This is a genomic window from Candidatus Nealsonbacteria bacterium, assembly GCA_019923605.1.
Lineage (GTDB): Bacteria > Patescibacteriota > Minisyncoccia > Minisyncoccales > CSSED10-335 > JAHXGM01.
The window spans coordinates 18141-33221 of sequence record JAHXGM010000007.1; the positions used below are offsets into that span (position 1 = coordinate 18141).

17 protein-coding genes are annotated in these 15081 nt (G+C 35.0%); all 17 read right to left on the reverse strand.

Annotation, left to right across the window (positions count from 1 at the left end):
- Window positions 1–241: 241 nt before the first annotated feature.
- A complete protein-coding gene (locus KY054_01695; protein MBZ1356468.1) occupies window positions 242–1276 on the reverse strand; it encodes a hypothetical protein in 1035 nt (344 codons plus the stop codon).
- 532 nt (window positions 1277–1808) lie between these two features.
- A complete protein-coding gene (locus KY054_01700; GenBank protein ID MBZ1356469.1) occupies window positions 1809–2462 on the reverse strand; it encodes a VTT domain-containing protein in 654 nt (217 codons plus the stop codon).
- Window positions 2463–2499: 37 nt separating this feature from the next.
- Window positions 2500–3540, reverse strand: coding sequence for an AI-2E family transporter (locus tag KY054_01705; protein MBZ1356470.1), 1041 nt, complete (start codon window positions 3538–3540; stop codon window positions 2500–2502).
- Between the two features lie 2 nt (window positions 3541–3542).
- Complete coding sequence (locus tag KY054_01710) at window positions 3543–3638, reverse strand: helix-turn-helix domain-containing protein (protein MBZ1356471.1); 96 nt, start codon at window positions 3636–3638, stop codon at window positions 3543–3545.
- 323 nt (window positions 3639–3961) lie between these two features.
- Window positions 3962–4324, reverse strand: coding sequence for a phosphomannose isomerase type II C-terminal cupin domain (locus KY054_01715; GenBank protein ID MBZ1356472.1), 363 nt, complete (start codon window positions 4322–4324; stop codon window positions 3962–3964).
- A 200-nt stretch (window positions 4325–4524) separates the two neighbouring features.
- Complete coding sequence (locus tag KY054_01720; GenBank protein ID MBZ1356473.1) at window positions 4525–4986, reverse strand: adenylyltransferase/cytidyltransferase family protein; 462 nt, start codon at window positions 4984–4986, stop codon at window positions 4525–4527.
- Window position 4987: 1 nt separating this feature from the next.
- A complete protein-coding gene (locus KY054_01725; protein ID MBZ1356474.1) occupies window positions 4988–6907 on the reverse strand; it encodes a hypothetical protein in 1920 nt (639 codons plus the stop codon).
- A gap of 1 nt (window position 6908) precedes the next feature.
- Complete coding sequence (locus tag KY054_01730; protein MBZ1356475.1) at window positions 6909–7436, reverse strand: glycosidase; 528 nt, start codon at window positions 7434–7436, stop codon at window positions 6909–6911.
- On the reverse strand, window positions 7418–8080 hold the full coding sequence (locus KY054_01735; protein ID MBZ1356476.1) for a hypothetical protein: 663 nt from the start codon (window positions 8078–8080) through the stop codon (window positions 7418–7420). The genes KY054_01730 and KY054_01735 overlap by 19 nt, the downstream gene beginning before the upstream one ends.
- A gap of 255 nt (window positions 8081–8335) precedes the next feature.
- The gene (locus tag KY054_01740; GenBank protein ID MBZ1356477.1) at window positions 8336–8542 is read right to left on the reverse strand and encodes a transposase; all 207 of its coding nucleotides are present in this window, start codon (window positions 8540–8542) and stop codon (window positions 8336–8338) included.
- A gap of 120 nt (window positions 8543–8662) precedes the next feature.
- Window positions 8663–9052: a hypothetical protein gene (locus KY054_01745; protein MBZ1356478.1), complete on the reverse strand. Its 390-nt coding sequence runs from the start codon at window positions 9050–9052 to the stop codon at window positions 8663–8665.
- A gap of 4 nt (window positions 9053–9056) precedes the next feature.
- Window positions 9057–9386, reverse strand: coding sequence for a hypothetical protein (locus KY054_01750; GenBank protein MBZ1356479.1), 330 nt, complete (start codon window positions 9384–9386; stop codon window positions 9057–9059).
- 311 nt (window positions 9387–9697) lie between these two features.
- A complete protein-coding gene (locus KY054_01755) occupies window positions 9698–11173 on the reverse strand; it encodes an ATP-binding cassette domain-containing protein (GenBank protein MBZ1356480.1) in 1476 nt (491 codons plus the stop codon).
- Between the two features lie 119 nt (window positions 11174–11292).
- On the reverse strand, window positions 11293–11880 hold the full coding sequence (locus KY054_01760; GenBank protein MBZ1356481.1) for a rubrerythrin family protein: 588 nt from the start codon (window positions 11878–11880) through the stop codon (window positions 11293–11295).
- Between the two features lie 4 nt (window positions 11881–11884).
- A complete protein-coding gene (locus KY054_01765; GenBank protein MBZ1356482.1) occupies window positions 11885–12565 on the reverse strand; it encodes a hypothetical protein in 681 nt (226 codons plus the stop codon).
- Window positions 12566–13189: 624 nt separating this feature from the next.
- Window positions 13190–13945 carry a hypothetical protein gene (locus KY054_01770; GenBank protein ID MBZ1356483.1) on the reverse strand — a complete coding sequence of 252 codons (756 nt, stop codon included), beginning with the start codon at window positions 13943–13945 and terminating at the stop codon, window positions 13190–13192.
- A gap of 248 nt (window positions 13946–14193) precedes the next feature.
- A complete protein-coding gene (locus KY054_01775; protein ID MBZ1356484.1) occupies window positions 14194–14895 on the reverse strand; it encodes a hypothetical protein in 702 nt (233 codons plus the stop codon).
- Window positions 14896–15081 lie beyond the last annotated feature (186 nt).

Sequence of the window (15081 nt, forward strand, 5' to 3'; positions counted from 1 at the left end):
ACATTCTACTCCGAAGTGAAACATCGAAATAAATTAAAAGAGCATGTGTTTTCAGATAAAATAATTAATGAGGTATCATTAATTAACCCAATAAACAACATGCCTTTACAATAGAACAGAAAAATCAGCAATCTGTTCCGCTAAGAACCAAGATAAAGAAAAAGGAAATGGCAAAGCTTCAAGAAAAGAAACTGGTTTTGATATTTACTTTGCCTATCCATATCAAAAAGAAAGTTGAGAATCAAATAGAATCCAAGCCTTGCGTCATTATCTCTTCTTCTGGAAGAATAAAATCTTGATCCATCATCATAGGAGCCATAAGCTCTTCAATGGTGATATAGTCATCTGGAATTTCTACAACTACAGATTTCCCAAAATCATAAAAATTAATCTGAGCGTCCATAGATAATGTGCCTAACATATCATTATTAATCTCAGAAAGATCCATATCTCTTGTAAAATCTAACCTGTAAAGGTAAAAATCTTTCTTTCCAATAAATACTTCCATTTCAATGTTTCCAAATTGATCCATCAACCTGTTAAATTCTTGGTAATCACTTTCGGTTGGCATATCAATCAAATAATCATCATCTGAAAGGCTAACTATTATTTCTACTAAATCCGGGGTGATATTCTTTATTACATCTTTATCTAAATGAACAACAAGGTGGTATACATCAGTTCCGTTAATTTTTGTGTCAGGTAAAGCCTCTTTTACTTTCATCATATCGTTATCTTTGATCAGCTTCATAATCTTTTCAGTCACAATCTTAACTTTCCTATCCATTTCTTCAACATCATCAGTCGAAACCTCTACCTTAATCCATTGATTCCTAATCATGCTAAGATCCATCAAGGGAATAACTGGAATAGTTGTAAGTCTATAATATACATCATTTCCAGAACCGATCGCATCACCAGTTAAGGTGAAAGATGTGCCCTCGATAGAAGCATTAAAATCAAAATCTAGTTTACTAACATCAGCAACCATATCACTCTCTCCCGTCATATTATATGCAAATGCCACAGAAGAATCTTCGCCAACAACACCAATATTACCTTTCCATTCAAATCCATAACTATCTAGCTCACTCATTTTAGTAACCATATTACTCAAAATTCTTTCTGGAGAGGGACGAAAAATAAATGACCTTAGGGCAAAAACTGATCCACCCAATAACAAAAGAACTAATGCAATGAAAAGAACTTTATTTTTCTTGGGCTTCTCTTGGCTATACTCAGAGATTATTTTATCTTCTTCTATATTTTCACTCATCAATTTGCTCCCCCATTTGCCAATTTAACTGGCCAACAAAGGAAAATTATATTATTAATTGTACTATCCAACCACATTGGTAACGAAATGATTAGAATTAATAGTTATTGATTGATCAACTGTTCGACTTTCAGCTAATCTTTGGATCTTATCAGATCGTGCTTTAGAATTTTCTTCTGATGAGATTCTTAATTCTAATTCTAATAATTTTTGTTTAGGTGTCAAGTAATCAATTCCTCTATACCTTTTCTCAAATTTGGTATTAATTATTAGTTAGTTTTTTCGACCAACTAATATTATACTAAACCGTTACCAAAGTAGTTAGCAGTTACAAATGAGCCATTGAGTTGACTTTAAAAAAGAAGTATCGGGTTATCCGCTTTACCAGAAGGAATAGTATTTTAGCCCCTCTCTTTGAAACACAGAGTGACTTCTTTTTATGTTAAACCAATCTCGCTTGAACGCAAGATTTCAAAAATCTTTGAAATGGGTTTTGCGTGCCAATCATTCATAATAACTTTGTGGATGGTAACTACATTCGCCGTGCTTTAATTTTTTTTCTAATATAATAACCCAAAAAAGATAAAAGTAGTAAGAAAAAAACAACTGAAAGAACATATTTTTCAAATTTTGAAATCATATCCGCATAAGTTACATATAATTCTCCGACCTGCCATCCAACCAAGCCTAGTACAAAGGCACGGACAAACGCTCCAAGGCTGGTAATAATAATAAATTTTTTAAACTGATAACGAACAACCCCACAGAAACCGGAGATTGCGACTCCCGGTATAATTGGTAATACTCGCAAAACAAAAAGGGATATTTCATCGCCTTTGCCGCGCGTGAATCGTGCCTCTGATTTCTCAATATCATCCCAGTTGATCCCGGTCCACTTTTTACTTTTTTCAATAACCGGCTTACCGCCGAAAAAACCGAGAGCATATACCAAGGTCGACCCAATAGTGATCCCAATGGATACCGGAAGAGCAATGGTAAAAGCTCCTCTAAGTACGATTTCTGTAAAAGAAACGCTGGTTGGGAGAAGAAAGAAACCAGCGGCGAGAGGCACTATGGGTGACGGAACCGGAGCAATAATTTCTTCAATAAGAGTTGCAAGAAAAACTCCCCATGCGCCATATTGTGAAATTATTGACTGGATATAGGTAATAAAATTTTCAATCATGGGATTCAACTAGTTAGTTTTATTTAAAAACCTCTCACTAATTCATTATTTTATCTCGTGTTTTCAAGGAAAAATAAATATCAATCAATGCCAAACACACGCTCATAGAGAGAGGACCAAGCAAAAATCCCAAAGGCCCGAAAAGGGCGAGACCTCCAAGCACCGCCAAAAATACTGCCAGCGGATGTAGTCGCATGCTTCGTCCGACGAGTTTCGGCCCCAAAAAATTATCAACGAGACCGACAGCAGTTAGCCCCCACATAATAAGCCCCGCCCCGCCAAAGGCATTACCGGTAAGGAACAAAAAGATAATTGCGGGAACGATAACCAGCGCCGTGCCTATTCCCGGCACCAAAGCGACTATCGCGGCCACGCTTCCCCAAAGAACGGCATTGGGAACTCCAAAAATCGTAAATCCTATGCCGGTGAGTATTCCTTGAAGGAGACCGATGGTGAGATTACCCTTTACGATGGCCGATACGGCAGATTGAAGTCTCAAAACGATTAACTCATTATCCTTATCATCAAGCGGACTTAATGCAACAAGGTAATCTTTTAGCTTGTGCCCATCCTTTAAGAAAAAATAAAAGGCGTTAAGAAATACGAACACGTTCAAAAGTATTTTTACAAAACTTGAGAAAATCCCGCCAAGATGTTGAACCAAGACTCCCAATCCCTGCTTAATATGTTGATTGATATTCAACTCAAATGTTTCCGGAATCGGCAAAACGAGACGCGCTTGATCCAAAACTCCCTCAACCACCGCAACCAAATCATTTCGGTTTTCGCCCGAGAGTGTCAGATAGAGCCCTGTTGATTCTTTCAATATCAGAGTCCCAAGAAACGCTATTGGTAAAACAAAGAGAATTATGGCGGTAACGGTTGTGGCAAAAGCCGCAAAACTCGATCGCTCTCGCGTCAAACTCAAAAATTTTCCGTAGATAGGCTGAAAAAGAAAAGCGAACACAGCCGCCACAATAAGAGGAATTAGAAACGGCTGAACGATAAAATACACAACAACTATCGAAGCTGTGAGACAGAAAAGTAAAAAATAATTTGAATGTTGGTTATGGTTCATAATTATTTCCGAAATAAGTCACGCACAGAAACATTCAACGATTTGGCAATTTTCTCAATGTTTTCCAGCGTTATATTCTTTTCGGCTCGCTCAATCATACCGATATATATTCGGCAAACGAGCCATTCTTACGGGGACGGACGGGATTTTTGGCAGCGGCTATATTTTTTCTAACCTCTTTACTCTTTCTTCCACCAGCGGATGAGTCGAGAAAAGTCTGTCAAGAGCGATGGTTTGAATGGATTAACTATAAACATCTACACTGTAGCTTCATATTTCAGTGCCCAATTAAGGGATGAGCACAGGAAGATTAATGAAGTTTTTTAAAGAAGATTTGGGTAAAATACTTTAGAATGATAGTTATAATGTTAGTCAATTATAGTAATATTTCTGATGGTCAATTCTATTCTCAAACATTCTTTTAAGACCTGTTGTAATCGTCAGCAATACGTTCAATGTCGTCTTCATTATGTTCACCAAATGAAACCTCTACGATAACAGCATTAGTAAGAGCCTCAATGCGATGTAACTCTCTCTTCTTGATGAAAATGGTTTTTTGCGGAGTCAATACGCTCTTCTTGTTTCCTTTTTGAACTCTCACCTCACCTTCGGCAACAATCCAAAATTCACTTCTTTCGGCGTGTTTTTGCAGACTCAACAAATGCCCTTTTTTGATAAGCAGAATTTTCAGATGCCATTTTCCTCTACTTTCCGCAAAATCATAAAACTTCCCCCAAGGTTTGCGTACAATATTGTGAAGTTGTTTTATATTAATCTTTTTCATTGTTCCAATTTTTATGTCTTGGAGATTCTGTAAACAAAATAATCAAATTAGTGATAAGCTTTTCTGCAATTAGTGTGTCTGCGGGAAAAAACTTCCTTTTAGGGCACCTAGAACTTTCCCCTATACCTACTCTTGTTAACTAAAATAGCGGCTCCAGCCTCCCGCAACAATTCGTAATGGAAAAGTTCGCTACTAAAATTTTATAAAGGTATGGTTTTCTCTGCGTATTTTTTAAGTAACCAGGAACTTGACTGGATTTTTCCGCCTCTACCAACATTAAAAATCATTTTACAGTCAATTTCATTACATACGGCAACTTCGGGTATATTATCTTTGGTTCGATCTCCTCCATTTGCAAAAATATGTGGGCGAACTTCTAATAATTCTTTACAAATACTCATATCTTTTGAGTTTTCAGAATGTTTTGTGACCACCACTTTATCGACGCAACCTATTGCTTCTAAAATTTCTTTTCTTTCATCTTGCGGCATAAACGCACGCCCTTTTTTTACCTTGAGCCAGTTATCGTTATTTAAAATAACAACCAATACATCGCCAAATTTTTTTGCTTCTTTAAACATTCGGATATGGCCCACGTGAATTGGGTCAAAACCTCCGCTTACGGCAACAATAATTTTTTTGTTTTTCTTTTTGATAGTCATATTAGTATTTAGAAGCTTTGAGCATTTTAAATAATTCCTGAAGCGATATTGTGGCCACGCCAATTACTTTATCCGCTCCTCCATAGTATATGAATACTTTATCTTTAATAAGAACCGCCCCGCACGGAAAAACAACATTCTGGATTTGTCCCTCTTTTTCATACAGCATCTCGGGTTCTAAAAGCGGTTCATCAGAACGAGCAATGATTTTTTTTGGGTTCTTCAAGTCAAGCAAAAGCACACCTACCCGATAAAATTTATCTTCTTCAGAAACCCCATGATAGAAAAGAATCCAGCCTTCTTTGGTTTTGATCGGTGGGGCGGCTACGCCGACTTTCAGGTCGTCCCACATTCCTTTTCTTGTGGTAATCCAACGATATTCTTCCAATTCTTTCATAGCCTTAAAATTCAGATCGCGAACGAATGCCAAATCAATATCGTCGCCGATTCGATGAACGATAATATATTTCTCATTAATTTTTTCCGGAAAAAGAACGGCGTTTTTATTAGCAAAATCGTGTGGCGAAACGGTAATTGGCCTTGACCAGTCCCATTTTTTCTTCAGAAAATTTTCAACCATAATCCATGTCAAAGCCACGCGTGGAGGATTTTTACCATCAAAAGCGGTGTAAAACATATAAATCTTATTGCCGATTTTGGTAAGGCGGGGGTCTTCACAACCAGAATTTCCTCCCGGCTGATTTTTTTGTTCAAACGATTCTCGGGGAACATAAATAGGTTCCGTCAAACGTTCATCAATGTGGACGCCGTCTTTACTTGTGGCATAGCCCAAAACCGAAGTGTTGTCTTCAGACATTGCGCGATACACAATATGGACTTTGTCGTCCAGATAAATGGCACCGGGATTAAATGTCGCTTTAGATTCCCATAAATGCTCCTTCTTTGCTGTAATAATCGGGTTTTCTTTAGCACGGTTGAGTTTAATTGATTTTCCGCTTCCTAAAATCCTTTCCATTAAGATGGGGAGGTCAATAAAAGCAAGGCAACAGGTAGTATCAGTTGCTCCGTAATAAAGATGAATCAGATTTTTTTCCAAAATCGCGCCTGCGGGGAAAATGACATTGGGCACGAGACCGATTCTCTCATAATATTCCTCCGGTGTTAAAAGCGGTCTCTTGGTACGACCAATAATTTTGAGCGGGTTTTTGAGATCAAGAAGAACCGCTTCAATGGTAAAAAGCCGCTCTCCAGAGAAATAATTTTTAATATAGGAATAAATCAAAAGCCAACCACTTTTAGTTTTTATAGGTGGAGCACCGACTTCAATATGATCTTGAGGCCTGCGTTGGAGCGGCAACGAATATCTTTCGAAATTCTTGTACCATTTCTGCCAATAACTTTCCGACCATAAATCACTTTCTTTTTCAAAAGAAGCGAGGCAAATCTGTGCTGGTGGCTTATCGGTGTGAACAGTAAGCACGGCCCACATTTTTCCATTTATCTTTTCCGGAAAAAGCGCCATTGCCTTGGCATTGAAGGGCGTAACGAGATGTTTCTCCTTAATTGTTTTCAAATCCCTGCTTATCGCAAGACCTATTTTAATTCCTTCGGTTTTTGGAGGCCAAACGGAAAGCGCCGTGTAGAAAATATAATATTTGTTGTTAAGTTTGGTGACTCGAGGATCTTCACAACCAAATTTTTCCCAAGATTCTTCCGGAATGATAAAATGCCGACGATTTGAAAAATTAACTCCGTCTTTGCTTTGGGCAATGCCGATATTCGAAACCATTAACTTTGTTTGAGCAAGAGCGTGATAATGTGGCAGAGAAAGAGCACGGTAAAGAAGATAGGTTTCTTTTCCTTTCTTTATCGGACAGCCATTAAAAACCGCTTCCGCTTCCCACGACTGGTCTTTATTTGGCTTTAATATTGGATTTTCATCCGAGCGTTCAATAAACATATTATTTTTTCTTTAGGGTTTTAACTTTAAGTTTCGGCTTGGTCTCTTTTACCAATGCTTCAACAAATTCTTCGAAAGGGGCCGAGGCAACGCAAACGTAACTATCCGCGCCACCGTAATACACAAGAAGCGAGTCATCTTTTACCACCGCTCCGGTCACATAAACAACTCCTGGTTTGAAACCAACATTTTCATAAAATTCATTCGGTTCTAAAACCGGTTCCCTTGAACGACTAAGTATTTTAGTCGGATCGTTAAAATCCAAAAGCATCGCCCCGACTTTATACTTACTAAAATCACATTCCTCCATCGCTTGATAGAACACCAACCAACCGTATTTAGTTTTCAAAGGTGGAGCGCCTGCTCCCCTGACCCAACTATCCCAGCAATTTTTTCTGATTTTACTGTTATAGTAACTTTTAATGTATGTTCTGCCGTTAAAATTTAAATCATCAAAGTAATCTATTAAAATTTCTGGGTTAATGCTGTGCAAGATGGCATACTTGCCGTTTATTTTTTCTGGAAAGATAACCCAATTCTTATGAACTTAATTTCTGGGTTAATGCTGTGCAAGATGGCATACTTGCCGTTTATTTTTTCTGGAAAGATAACCCAATTCTTATGAACTTCCCCGGGCGGCGAGATTAATACCGGCGGTTTCCAATTCCACCTCTTATTTAAAAAGTCATTAACTTTTATTGAAGCAAGCGCTACCCGCAATCCTTCATCGCATGCAGTATAGGTCATATAAAGTGTATCTTCCTCATTTACTCTGACAATGCGGGGATCTTCGGCTCCCCCAAAACTCCCGCCGGAAAAATAAGAGAAGACATTGAAAGAAGGACGCTGTCCAGTTTGGTGTTCATAAATCGGATAAGAAAGCCGATCATCAACATAAAAACCGTCATTTGAAGCCGCATAACCAAAACGGGAAAGGCCATCTTCTCCGATGGCTCTGTAGAGAAAATGAACTTTGTCGTTAAGCAAAATTGCACCGGGATTGAAAGTTTGCCAAGCTTCCCAACTGTTTTCAGTCTTTGACGAGATTATCGGATTCTCCTCAAATCTCATCAGCGTAGCTGTCTTTACTGCTTTTTTCTTTTTAGAAACATCTTTCTTCTTACGCGCGGCAACTCGCTCTGCAGGAAGTTTTATTTCTTTTTTTATCTTCATATTATTTATATTTTATTATAAAATTATTCGCTGTGTAAACTTTTAATTTTGACGCTGAACAGTGTTTCTTCTTGTCCTTTTTTCTCTAAATATTCTCAATTCCTTCTTAATTTCACCTAGTCGCATTTGTATGTTATTTAATATTTCAAGCTCTGTTTAAATTTCGAGGCGATTTTTTCATCCAGTCTTTTTTCTTTTTTAAGTCCAGAAATAATATAGAGTTTCGCTATCATGATTTAGTATATTTAATTTGTACTATCCAACCACTTTGGCAACGAACTGATTAGAATTAATAGTTGTTGATTGATTAACTGTTCGACTCTCAGCTGATCTCTGGGGCTTATCAGATCGTGCTTTAGAATTTTCTTCTGATGAGATTCTTAATTCTAATTTTAATAATTTTTGCTTAGGTGTCAAGTAACCAATTCCTCCATGTCTTCTCTCGAAGTTGTAGCGATACATATATTGATGAAGCTTCAGATTAAATTCTTTCCTTTCTTTTTAAAAAATATCTTCAGTTACAGATAAGGTAATATAAATAAAGTCCCCCACTTTAGAAGTGGGGGATTTTAAAATATCTATCTACTTTTTAATAATTTTCTTCTTGGTAGCTGGCTTTTTCTTTGGGGCATTACTCTTCTGAATACTAGACCAATAACTCTTGAATTTCTTGGATAATTCTTCAACCTCTTTCTCACTGATGTCCTTTGCTTTCTTGTATTTATCAGTAACTTGATCAACTATTTCCTCATAAATATCCTTATTAACTTCTTTGAGGGATTCAACTTTTTCTAAAACTTCTCCCTTCATTTTGAGCATCCACCCCTTTAGTTTCTTTCTGTTTTTGCCCCCTTTAGGACCGTACAGGAAATAGCCAGCAACAGAAGTGGCTGCTACCAAACCTACGATAGTGATATCTTTTCCCACCTTTTTGATCGTGGCTTCTTTTTTTGTTACTTTTTTCTTTGCCATATAATTACTTTTTTTTAGTTTTATTGCGACCTTTAGGTTCCAAAAAATTTTTAGAAATATTTTTAAATAGCCTAAAGAAAATTAGGGCACTAGTCTTTGTCTCTTTCCTAATCTCTTCAACATCAGTAATTATTTTATCTCTAACCTTATCAGTACCTGAAGATATTTTTTCAGTTTGATCTTTTAAAATAGAAGATATGATTTTTAAATTCTTTAATATCTTATAAGCAAAATATAATGCCATCGCTATAAATATCAACCAAAATAAAGTTATGAGTATTACTGAAAATCCGGTGATAAAAAAGAATAAATCTGATTTTACAAATGATTCCATAAATAATATAAAAGCTATTTATCAATTTAAATAATACCAACCACTAGACAATTAATTATACCACAGTCTTATAAAAAAGAATGCTGTGGATAACTTAAAGAAATGAAAAGAGCTCTTAAGGAGTCTTTTAATTTCGGGAAATCTTTTTTTAATTTTCCCTACATTCGCCTCTTCGTCAAACCATACGACGAAGACCCCCTTGTGCTCTTCAACATGAACACAAGTTTTTAAAACCCAAAGAGTCTCTCTGTTCTCATGGCCCGCCGTAACTTTTATTAGCCCAGTGGTAGTTTATGATTACAAGTAAAATACTATCCATTAAGCTTCCCTGTCTCTAAGTCTAAAGTATTATCAATACGAATTTTTCTTACAAAATCTGGCACATGACTTACTACAATCATAGCTCCGTCATATTTGTTTAAAGCCTCAGCAATAATTGGAATATGGCGAAAATTTATATGATTGGTTGGCTCATCCAAGATAAGAAGTCCTGGCTTTTGCAAAACAAGCTTGGCAAAAGCAACTAGTCCCTTTTGTCCTTCAGATAAATCTCCTATTTTTTTCTTTATTAATTCGTCAGTGATAAGAAATCCGGCTGCTATACTTCTCATTCCCTGTTCTGTTTGATCCTCAGCAGTTTGAAAAAGAGATTTATAAACAGTATCTTCGAAATTTAAAGTTGAGAAATCTTGACGATAATAACCCACCTTTATATCAGGAGATATCTTAGAGCTACCTGAATTATTTTTTGCAATTAATTCCAAAAGAGTGCTTTTACCAATACCATTTGGTCCCTTTAACAAAAGATGTTCATTTCTTCCAATTTCTAGATTTATACTTTGCTCAATTATTTTATCTCCCCTAATAGACTTGAATTTAAATATTTTGAGGATTACTCCAGACATCTCAGATTGTGACGGGATAATAAAAGGTCTAATCGTTTTGTCTTCTTTTCTTGTAATAACTTTCTTGCTTTCAGATTCTTCTGCTTTTTCCCTCATCTTTTTAGCCACCAGACGCAACTTCCCTCCCTTTTTTGCGAAAAAGTTTGCCTTTTCCTTATTCTCTATAATCTCCTTTGCAAGTTGTGCGTTTTTCCTATTCTCTCTTTCTTGTCGAGCGGTGATTTGCTTTTGCACATCGAAGTAATTACCTGTATATTGTTCCACTTTTCTTGTGAATGTATCAAGATACAAAACACCATCTGTAAAAGAATTTAAAAAAATAGCATCATGAGAAATGACTATACAGGTCTTTTCGTATTCAATTAAAAATTTTGCAAGATGCTCTATTCCTTCTTTATCTAAATTATTGGTTGGTTCATCAAGTAAAAGAAGATCCGGATTTTGAATAAGAGCGGAGGCGAGCAATAATCTTGCTTGTTGACCACCCGATAAAGACTTAACTGTTTTATCATGTGAAACTTTAAGATTGACCACATCTAAAACACTGTCTATTTTCACATCAATATCGTATATTTTCTTTCCAAGAGATTTTGAGAGATATTTATGAAAAAAGTCTCGAACCGTAAGATTCATTTCATCCCGAAGAATTACTTGCCGAGCAATGGCAATAGAAATATCATTATCAGCAATTACAGTTCCATCCTCTGGTTGAATATCTTTAGTGATAAGGCTAAATATAGTGCTCTTTCCAGCACCGTTTTGGCCCATAATAGTGGTTTTAGTAAATTGACGAATAGCAAAGTCAACCTCATCTAAAAGAGGGTTGCTTTCTTCATAGCCAAATGAAACTTTATTGAATTTAAGGATTGATTTGTTTTTCATAACAGTTTAGAGCATACGACATGTTTTTAAAAAAGAAAAGGACTATGCCTATTAAAGATATTATTAATTAAAATAAAAACCCGACATATATTTCGGGTAATTAATTAATTACGACTATCCTAGAACTGCTCACACTTAATTTGAAAATATCCTTTAGGATGATCACAAGATGGACATATTTCCGGAGGATTAACACCTACATGTTCTCTACCACACTCAAGACAATACCAAGTAACTTCGGTTTCTTTCTTAAAAATAGTCTCCCTATTAAGTTGCTCTAATAATTTTAAGTACCTTTCCTCGTGATGCTTTTCTGCTTCAGCAATGGCTCGCAGTCTAGCAGCAATCCTAGAAAAACCCTCTTCCTTAGCAGTATTAGCAAATTCTGGATACATTTCACTGTGTTCATAATTTTCCCCTTTAATAGCGGCTTTTAGATTCTCCTTAGTTTCTCCAAGAATTGTAGGACAACCCGCAACCACTTCTATTTCGTTTAACTCAGGATTATTATCTTCACTCTTTATTTCATTAATCATCCGCATGATCCATTTAGCATGTTGACGTTCATGCTCAGCAGTTTCTTTAAAGATATTGTGAATTTGGATAAATCCTTCTTCTTTAGCCTTGTTAGCATAAAGATCATATCTATTTCTAGCCTGACTTTCTCCAATAAAAGCCATTGCAAGATTTTTAAGTGTTTGATTCATTTTTTTAAGGTTTGTTTGTTATAAGTTCTTCCGCTTTTTTAAATAAATAACCTATTCTAGTTTCTCGAACTACTGCCCCGTATTCTTCTTCAACTTTCATAAAACATAATGCTGATTCTTCAGACAAAACCCAGGTACACTCATTGTCTATAAATTCACAAGCCATTCCTTGTTCCAAGCACTCCATACCGGCAAGAAATTCACAGGTACTTATGGAATCAGGGTCACTTGAACATAATTCTCTAGCACAACCGCCAATAAAACATTCCGATGTTAATAATTCCTCTTCAATTAAAACAATCCTTAATGCTATTCCCTGTGTCGGATAAGTTTGTAGAACTGGCCCGTCTACCCAAATTTCTACCCTTGATCCAATCGTTAATCTTCCAAAATCTATGCTTAGCCCATTTTTGTCTATAATTTCTGTATTTTCTCCTATTGTAAGCCAAATAACTTCACCAATAAATTGATTCGGATCACCGGTATATACATCTCCCTCAATCCCTTCGGCAACTAAAATTTTCTCTTCAGAAAGTGAGTAAATATTTCCTATCATATCAGGTTTATCTATTACAATTTCATCATCGGGCTGATCTGTTCCATTAGAAATCATATGGATTCCATAGAAGATTAGTGCGAATAGCAAAACAATACCTAATAAAATATAAATTGATGATTTTTTCATTCTGATATATGAATTTTAATTGCTATCTTAATATATCATAAAATTAAAGACCAAACAATATGTTTTGATAAATAAATTTATTTTGTTAATTAATTTACATTTATATAAAGAGACAACGAAGAACTCACCAGAAACAATATGTTTTGATAAATAAATTTATTTTGTTAATTAATTTACATTTATATAAAGAGACAACGAAGAACTCACCAGAAACTGGATTTTAGAAGGCAACTAAGCCAAAAATTTCGTCTTGCTTCTTTATTTTTTAAAGCGACGCGGAAAACCTCCTCAAAAAGATAAAAAATGTATGTCGGACAACGTTTCCCGATGAAACTTGGGCCGGAAAGAAAATTTTACTCATTATTATATTAATAAAGGAAATTTTCTGGAGCCGCTCATCGTGTTGTTGCCTCAACAATTCTAATATCTTATCTTTGAAAAAATAAAAAATTCCGAAGATTATTATGATTATTAAAAGTAAAAATTCCATAAGTGGTAAAAAATTATTAAATTATTTTGGATAATGTTTTTGGCTATGCAATGTTGCGACCGTAGGGAGTAATATAGGTAAAGCGAAGCGGAACCGCATAGCCAGTGTTATATGATGTTTAGACCACCATTCATTTATCCTTTATTCCAAAAACGTTTGTTGTTTTTCTGCTCTTTATCTTTTAATGCTTGAAACAAATCTATCTTGCAAACATTAGCTAAGTCCAACAAATAAATAAAAACATCGGCTAATTCATGTTCTAGTTGAGCGTATTTATCTTTTTTGTCTTGATCAATTTTTAATCCAACATATTTTCTTAATGCCTTAGCAAGTTCGCCTATTTCCTCAACCATCAACAACATAATGTCGGTTGGTGTTTCTTCATCAAAACCACGTTGAACAATAACATTATGAATGTATTCTTGTAAACTTTTTACAGATGAACGGTTATTGATTGTATTTATTAAATAACTCTTTTTATTCAATAATTCTTTTTTAACTTCAATTGGAGTAGCAACTTTTCCAGAAAAAAGTTTTAATGTAAAATCTTCTGATTGTTCTTTTGTATAGATTGGTTTTCCTAGTGCGATAGCCCAACCCAACTCCAGAGTGGCTGAAGCTCCAATATATCCATCTAAATTATAGATATAAAGAGCATCTGCTTTTTCAATTGCATCTAAATGCCGTTGTTCCAAAGTTTTTGGGTCATCGGTATCATCTGTTTCCAAAATGACAAATTCATGTTCAGGATTTATAACTTTTGAAAGTTTTGGTGAAAGAACTTGTATATCCAATTCATCAAATTCTTTTATTATTTTTGAAATACCTTCAAAATATTTTCTAAAAGAACCAGAAACAACGATTGATAGTTTTTTTGATTTATTAGTCATAGTAATTTAGTTAAAGATTAAAATTTATAAAGTTTGGGATAAATCTTATTTTTATAATATCATAAATTTCAGATAATGTTTAAGAATATCTGATGTTTTTGTCTCGGTTCCTTATTATATTTCAAAAAAAGAGACAAAAATATAGGTTGAAAGAATTTTTTACACATTGTTAATAATATTGATAAAAAATTACTGAACCAGACATTCTTTGTTATCTGATGTAAGTAATATTTATTTTACTCCTTACTTTAAAAATTTTCCTTTAATAACCACTTGTTTAGAAAACTTTCAATATCTTGATTGGCAGACCATTGCTTAGTCATTGTCTTGAACATTTTCTCACAACCAGGATATGGCTTAACATCTTTAGAACCAACAATATTTTTGTATGGTTGCCAGTTTTCAATTACTGTATTGAAAGTTTCCGAAACTTGCCATACATATTTTGGGTTTTTGTCTCTAAATTCGTCATTTTCTTTTATTTTATATTTACTATTGATGTAGTCAAAGAAAATAAAATGCAACATCTCATGAGCAATCGTGCTGATCGGATTCCATTTATTGTTGGAATATGGAAAGTAAAAAGTTTTCTCTTTGATATTTCTGGGAAACATCAGATATATAGAAACATATCCAATATATTTTCCTTTTGGCCAGTCGTGCCCTAAAAAAATTTTATCAACAAGACTGTAAAATTTGCACTCAATTTTTAACCATCGCTTTTTTGTTTCTTCAACTCCTTTTAAAATTTCCTTTTCGTTCATTTTATGGATATGCTTCGTGTATTCAGAAATAATTTTGTTTCTTTCGGAAAGAAAAAACTTTTTACTGGTTATATATTGGAAATTTAGAGGCAAAAACCAATCCACGAACTCGCCATGATTAACAAACCGCTTAGCGTTTTGGACGTCAGCTTTTATATCTATGGCAAGTTTCAATTTCGGTTTCATATTAGAGGAAAATTTTTTATTAAAAAGGAAATAAATATTGCTTATTTCAGATAACGTTCAGGTATATGCGAAGTTCCGAGCTTTGAAGAGAGGAGGAATTTGGAGAAAAGGCGGGCTGAGCCTTTTCTTGCATATACCTTGTTAGGCGTCCCGAATGAAGCGAAGCGGAATGAGAGCGCAGCATGG

Excerpts from the sequence above, each read along its gene's own strand:
- KY054_01700 (MBZ1356469.1), bottom strand. The coding sequence starts at position 2,462 with ATGATTGAAAATTTTATTACCTATATCCAGTCAATAATTTCACAATAT.
- KY054_01775 (MBZ1356484.1), bottom strand. The coding sequence starts at position 14,895 with ATGAAACCGAAATTGAAACTTGCCATAGATATAAAAGCTGACGTCCAA.
- KY054_01705 (MBZ1356470.1), bottom strand. The coding sequence starts at position 3,540 with ATGAACCATAACCAACATTCAAATTATTTTTTACTTTTCTGTCTCACA.
- KY054_01695 (MBZ1356468.1), bottom strand. The coding sequence starts at position 1,276 with ATGAGTGAAAATATAGAAGAAGATAAAATAATCTCTGAGTATAGCCAA.
- KY054_01750 (MBZ1356479.1), bottom strand. The coding sequence starts at position 9,386 with ATGGAATCATTTGTAAAATCAGATTTATTCTTTTTTATCACCGGATTT.
- KY054_01710 (MBZ1356471.1), bottom strand. The coding sequence starts at position 3,638 with ATGATTGAGCGAGCCGAAAAGAATATAACGCTGGAAAACATTGAGAAA.
- KY054_01755 (MBZ1356480.1), bottom strand. The coding sequence starts at position 11,173 with ATGAAAAACAAATCAATCCTTAAATTCAATAAAGTTTCATTTGGCTAT.
- KY054_01735 (MBZ1356476.1), bottom strand. The coding sequence starts at position 8,080 with ATGAAGATAAAAAAAGAAATAAAACTTCCTGCAGAGCGAGTTGCCGCG.
- KY054_01745 (MBZ1356478.1), bottom strand. The coding sequence starts at position 9,052 with ATGGCAAAGAAAAAAGTAACAAAAAAAGAAGCCACGATCAAAAAGGTG.
- KY054_01770 (MBZ1356483.1), bottom strand. The coding sequence starts at position 13,945 with ATGACTAATAAATCAAAAAAACTATCAATCGTTGTTTCTGGTTCTTTT.
- KY054_01740 (MBZ1356477.1), bottom strand. The coding sequence starts at position 8,542 with ATGTATCGCTACAACTTCGAGAGAAGACATGGAGGAATTGGTTACTTG.
- KY054_01765 (MBZ1356482.1), bottom strand. The coding sequence starts at position 12,565 with ATGAAAAAATCATCAATTTATATTTTATTAGGTATTGTTTTGCTATTC.
- KY054_01760 (MBZ1356481.1), bottom strand. The coding sequence starts at position 11,880 with ATGAATCAAACACTTAAAAATCTTGCAATGGCTTTTATTGGAGAAAGT.
- KY054_01715 (MBZ1356472.1), bottom strand. The coding sequence starts at position 4,324 with ATGAAAAAGATTAATATAAAACAACTTCACAATATTGTACGCAAACCT.
- KY054_01725 (MBZ1356474.1), bottom strand. The coding sequence starts at position 6,907 with ATGTTTATTGAACGCTCGGATGAAAATCCAATATTAAAGCCAAATAAA.
- KY054_01720 (MBZ1356473.1), bottom strand. The coding sequence starts at position 4,986 with ATGACTATCAAAAAGAAAAACAAAAAAATTATTGTTGCCGTAAGCGGA.